The 3545-nt window shown below is 55.2% G+C and carries 4 protein-coding genes; 1 reads left to right on the forward strand and 3 read right to left on the reverse strand.

The window, feature by feature from the left end:
* Positions 1-186 precede the first annotated feature (186 nt).
* A complete protein-coding gene (locus AB1690_10310) occupies positions 187-543 on the reverse strand; it encodes a hypothetical protein (GenBank protein MEW6015704.1) in 357 nt (118 codons plus the stop codon).
* Here AB1690_10310 and AB1690_10315 point away from each other — a divergent pair.
* Positions 536-760: a hypothetical protein gene (locus AB1690_10315; GenBank protein MEW6015705.1), complete on the forward strand. Its 225-nt coding sequence runs from the start codon at positions 536-538 to the stop codon at positions 758-760. The genes AB1690_10310 and AB1690_10315 overlap by 8 nt on opposite strands.
* Before the next feature lie 19 nt (positions 761-779).
* Here AB1690_10315 and AB1690_10320 read toward each other — a convergent pair whose 3' ends face one another.
* Together AB1690_10320 and AB1690_10325 are read right to left on the reverse strand one after the other, a co-directional pair.
* The gene (locus tag AB1690_10320) at positions 780-2414 is read right to left on the reverse strand and encodes a hypothetical protein (protein ID MEW6015706.1); all 1635 of its coding nucleotides are present in this window, start codon (positions 2412-2414) and stop codon (positions 780-782) included.
* A partial coding sequence (locus AB1690_10325) for a hypothetical protein (protein MEW6015707.1) occupies positions 2407-3545 on the reverse strand: 1139 nt, incomplete at its 5' end. The genes AB1690_10325 and AB1690_10320, both read right to left, overlap by 8 nt.

The following is a 3545-nucleotide window of genomic DNA, read 5'->3' on the forward strand; positions in this document are numbered from 1 at the left end:
GAAGAGGAGCCGGTTTATCGATATATCAAACTGTTGAGTGAGCGTCCGGGGCAGCCATTGCCGATGCTTCTGCCGGGGACATATCCGACATTGAAGTAAGAACATATGGTGCCCCACTGCTTGCAGTGGGATTTGAATGGAGAGGAGCATTCCCACTCCAAGGAGTGGGGCACCAATATCGGGAACTCACTGTCCCCGCACCATCCCCTTCCTCGCCAGCGCCGCTGAGGTTGCCCGGCGCGCTACCTCCGAATCGATTCCGCAAATTTCAATAATCTTATCCACCGCTTCATCGATTCGCTTCACCCACTCGTTGTTCGGGTATTTACGCACCAGGTCATCGGTGACCTCATCAGCGATAGCCGCGATATACTCGGCATACCGACGGCGACTTTCCACCTGAAGGTACGGCGCCAGATACTTTCTGGCGAACCAGACCACCAGCGCCATGAAGATAGTCCCCAGCCCCCCTAAAAGGGTGAAGATATTCTGGAGGAGAAAATCCCAGAGCGAGCCGAGAATTGGAATGGTAATTATGAACATAAGACCTCCTCTTGAAGTAGATTATTTTGGGCGTCAGTTCGCTCTCCGACAGGAGTCATACCTAAGAACTGACGCAATCGGGTTCGGCGAATTCCGACAGGCGATCCGCCGCGGCGGACTGCCGGCAGAAGTAGTAATTTCGTCATTGAGAGCCGCGGGGCTTCGTCGCGACACTATTCTCGCCGATGGCGAGAATCTTCCCGGCTCCTTGCAATGACGAATATAGGGAACATTGTTTACCACGTCAGCATCCAGTTACTCTGTTGCGGCACGGTGAGACGCTCCCGCAGGATAGTGCCGTCGCTTCGTGAGATAGTAATCTCATATTTGGAATCATCCGGTATCAAAGAACCGTTTGGTATCAGGTCAAGGTAGAAGTAACCGTTGCTGTCGCTGACCGCTGTCACCTGGAAGGGTGACACGATACCGCTGTCAATCCGGCTGACTCCAGATGGAAGATATGCCGCAATAACCGCCTCGCTTTCAGGAGCGCCGGAGGCGTCAAAGAGCCAGCCATAAACGCGGCAGAGTTCGGGCGATGACGGTGCTCCGGGGTCGAAGCGATAGCCGTATATGGTATCCAGGCCGGCGCCGTCGACCAGAATCGTATCGGAACCGTCAAAAAGATACCCCGGCGCAAAAGATATGACCAAAAAACTATCCGGGTCAAGATTGAAGACAACTATTCCCAATGAGGATGTTACTCCAGCGGCTATCAGCGCGGTCTGAGTCATGTTACGAACGGTCACGCGGCATCCGGGGACAACTTGCGCGTCGGAAGAGTCGAACAGGAGGATTTGTCGTGAGTAAAGACCACCCCCGCTTGATAGGTCAGAAACCGGCGCATCGAGATATCTCCCGAATGTCCCGGTTACCGTATGATTACTATGTGGTGTATTCCAGACCCAGCGGGCGATAGATGTTGAATCGGAGCCGCCATCGCCGCCTATCCCTGCCCGAAGGAAATTGACGAGCGTAGTATCATTGTCCAGCGCACCGTTGAATGCTGACAAATCTACAAGCACCGAATCGCTGGCGGCATTGAAACTCGACCGGCTGGAGACCGTGGCATCGAGGTTCGCCAGAAGCGGCGCTTCGCTGGTTCCGATTGCTCCCGCTCCAATGACCGTGGCATCGATGGCGCCGGTTACGAAATCGCTGGAGCCGATACTGGCCGGCGCAATCTTCGCGCCCGTTATAGCATCGTCCGCTATGACCGTGGAAGTAATCGCTCCGGCGCCGAATTTGGCTGAGGTAATCGCCCCGTCGGCTATCTCCGCCGAAGTTATCGCATTCGCCGCCAGTTCGGTTGAGCCGATAGCATTGTCGGCAATCTTGGCTCCGGTGATGCCGTCATTCGGAATCGTAATCGTCCGGTTCGCTTCGGCAATCAGGTCGTTGTCCCAGCCGATACGAGCCTGCTTGGCGGTATCGACCGCCACATTGAGCGAGTCCGAAATAACCTGCACTGCGACAAAGGTATGAGTCGGCAGTTTCTTATACCACAAAACGACATCTATCCCCAGCTGCACATTCCCGCCGGGACCATCGATATCGGCGATGGCATCGACAAACCAGTAAGCGGTGTCGCCATAATTCTTGGTGGTGTCAATCGAGATATCGGAGAAAGGATAGGTGGTCGAGCGCGCCGCATAGGCGTTGCTTACGGCGTTGTCGGCATAGGTGAAGATATGGGCGCTGTCCGGCTTGCCGGGAATCCCGGCCGAGTCCAGCGGATTATGCAGCCGAAAAGCGATACTCTCAGTCGATTTCTTCACTCCGAGGAAACCGGCATTGACCAGGACTGAGGTTCCGGTCCAGACGGCCAGCGCAAACAGCAGAAACCGTTTCAGATTAATCATCTTAATCATCTCCTCCCAGAATTATCGCTCGTCGCCTTCTTGAGACCACGGCGCCGCCGCCGCTGGAGACAGTGTAGGCGCAGTATGCCGAAGCCCTCCGGCTGGTGTTGGAAACCCAGGTATATCCCGATGCATCGCTCGGCAGAGTGGGAAAACTCGACAAGGTGTAACCGGAAGTCGAATTCCGCTCGATACCGGAATAAGTGTCGTAAGCGATTCTGATAGCGGTTGAGGCATTAGTGTCGGTAAGCCAGACAAAATGGTAGGCAGTCGAAGCCGACAGCGTGCCGGTGAAATTGATATGCTTAATCCAGGTGCCGGCCTCATCCCCGCTGAAATTGACGGCATCGCCGCTGCTGGCTTGATAGGAAACCCGCAAATTCGGATTGATGTCGGGGCTTTCATCGGTGTAGATACCGGCGATGAGATTATTGTCCTGGGGAGTGGTTGCCGTATAGCAATACCACATTATCGAATCCACAGTCGCTCCCCCGGCATCGGAGCCAGAGGTATGCGGACCATCTCCGCGAAGGTAGAGCCCCATATTGTCGCCGGAGCCTCCGGCCGTGGTCTGTCCGAAGGTCGGGTCGATAGTTATCGGATATTTCCCGAAATTGAGCGCCGCGGTCGGCACCGTGACTATCAGAGAATCTTTAGTAATTTCTAAGTCGCACCAGGTTGTCGCCCCGAAGGCATCGTGCGCCACCGGTCGGAAGATATGAAAGGCTTTGCCGGTGCCGTAGAATTCGTAGGTGGTATCTTTGGTGGCAAGGTTGACATTCCGCCGGTTCCACCTCTTGGTGGAGTGATAGACGGCATAAGAGCCGACCACACTGTCGGGGCGAACACATCCTTCGGCAATCTCTTCGGCTGTCAGGGGCGGCTGGTAATGAAAATCGAGCCCTTCGCTCTGAATCGGGAAGGCGAACCGGTTTCCAACCGGTTTGGAAGCGAGAACGATTTCCCACTCCAGCCCATCGGGACGGCGGTAAATCTGATAACTGATGATACCGTCCTGGACAATCCTGACGCCGGGATATCCGTTGACCAGAATCGGCGCGGGGCGCTGCAGGGTCGAGATTATTCCGGTGCGCAGCCCCATCTTGAGGAAACATTCCTTGTCCCAGGCCGAAATCATCA

The organism is Candidatus Zixiibacteriota bacterium, from assembly GCA_040753495.1.
GTDB lineage: Bacteria > Zixibacteria > MSB-5A5 > GN15 > PGXB01 > DYGG01.